The organism is Rhodococcus sp. NPDC057014, from assembly GCF_042673295.1.
In the GTDB taxonomy this organism is placed as follows: Bacteria; Actinomycetota; Actinomycetes; order Mycobacteriales; family Mycobacteriaceae; genus Rhodococcus_F.
On record NZ_JBHUSF010000637.1, the window covers coordinates 1 to 1,382 of the forward strand.

At 66.3% G+C, this 1,382-nt stretch carries 2 protein-coding genes; one reads left to right on the top strand and one right to left on the bottom strand.

What is annotated here, in order from left to right; genetic code table 11:
* Positions 1 to 72: 72 nt before the first annotated feature.
* Entirely contained in the window at positions 73 to 750 is a 678-nt protein-coding gene (locus tag ACFTZB_RS45635; protein ID WP_378442605.1) for a GntR family transcriptional regulator, read from the bottom strand.
* A gap of 191 nt (positions 751 to 941) precedes the next feature.
* Between ACFTZB_RS45635 and ACFTZB_RS45640 the strand changes: the two genes are divergently transcribed.
* On the top strand, positions 942 to 1,337 hold the full coding sequence (locus ACFTZB_RS45640; protein ID WP_378442607.1) for a WhiB family transcriptional regulator: 396 nt from the start codon (positions 942 to 944) through the stop codon (positions 1,335 to 1,337).
* Positions 1,338 to 1,382: the final 45 nt, after the last annotated feature.

The following is a 1,382-nucleotide window of genomic DNA, read 5'->3' on the forward strand; positions in this document are numbered from 1 at the left end:
GGCGGCACGTTCCTTCCGGATCCGAGTTCCCGCGATGAAATCTACTGGTGGTCGGTCGATGTGCTCGGAGACTCAGACGGACAGCGGATCGAGAATGCCCCGCACGGTGGACCGGGAGGTGCGGCACACGTGTTCGAGAATGCGGAATGCGCTGTCGCCGTCGCGGGTTTCGACCGCAGCGACGATGTCGGCGAGATAACTCCACCGGGACAGTCCGTGTCCGACGGCGTCGCGCACCCAGAGGTTCTTGTAGGGGCGGCAGGTATCCCACATCCCCTGGATCAGCCCCGTGAGCACCGGGTTGTTTCCGGCGGAGAACAACGCCGACAGCAGCAGTTCGTCCTGAGCGACGGCTCCCGCGATGTCGCCGTGCACGGCCGCGTTCTCCAGCAGCCGCCAGTGCTGTCTCATCGTCTCGACGGCCGCGTCGTCGGCCAGGACGGCGCCCCGGCGCGCGGCATCGGGTTCGAGCATGATGCGCACGTCGTACACGTATTCGAGTTCGTCGATGCTCAGCTCCCGCACCGACGCTCCCCGGTAGGGCTCCGTGACGATCAGACCCGCCTGCTCGAGTCGCCGGAACGCCTCCCGGACCGGCATCACGCTGGTGCCCACCAGTGCGGCGACCTCCCGGATCCGCAGCTGCGTCCCCGGCGCCCAGTGCCCCTGCGCGATGTGCCCGCGCAGGGTCTCGTATACCCGGTCCGCCAGCAGGCTCGACGAAGAACAGTGCGGTGGAGTCGTTTTCATCTCCCGCAAGACGAGAGTATTCGGCCTGCCCACGGGGACCTCCGAGTTGTGGCGAGATCGCCGGCGAGAGGTCACCGACGGTTACTGCCAGCGTATACCATTTGTGATCACAGATCGAATCTATTGACGCCGAGTGTGATCCCGACTACGGTCACCGATAGCGTGAAGGACCGGATAGAAGCGGAGAAGTCATGAGCGCGTCTCTGACAGCGCACCCCTACGCACCCTCGACGGAGATGTGGGACTGGCAGTTGCATGCCCGCTGCCGGAACATGGACACCGACCTGTTCTTCTCCCCCGACGGCGAGACACGGCAGGCGCGGCGCTACCGCGAAGAGTTCGTCACCCAGATCTGTCACTCCTGCCCGGTCGTGACCGAGTGCCACACCTACGCCCAGACAGTTCGTGAGCCGTACGGGATCTGGGGCGGCGCGACCGAGGCCGATCGCCGATTCTCGACCGCCCGCACGCCGCAGCAGCCGCCCCGAACGAACACCGCAACCGGAAGCGCCGCACGACGTCTGACCGTTTCCTCCCGCCATCCGAGGCCCGGACGGCAAGAACCGTCCGAGGACGCAGCCGGCTAGACACCGTCAGACAGCGCATACCTCTGGGCCGGAGCAGCGTGCTCC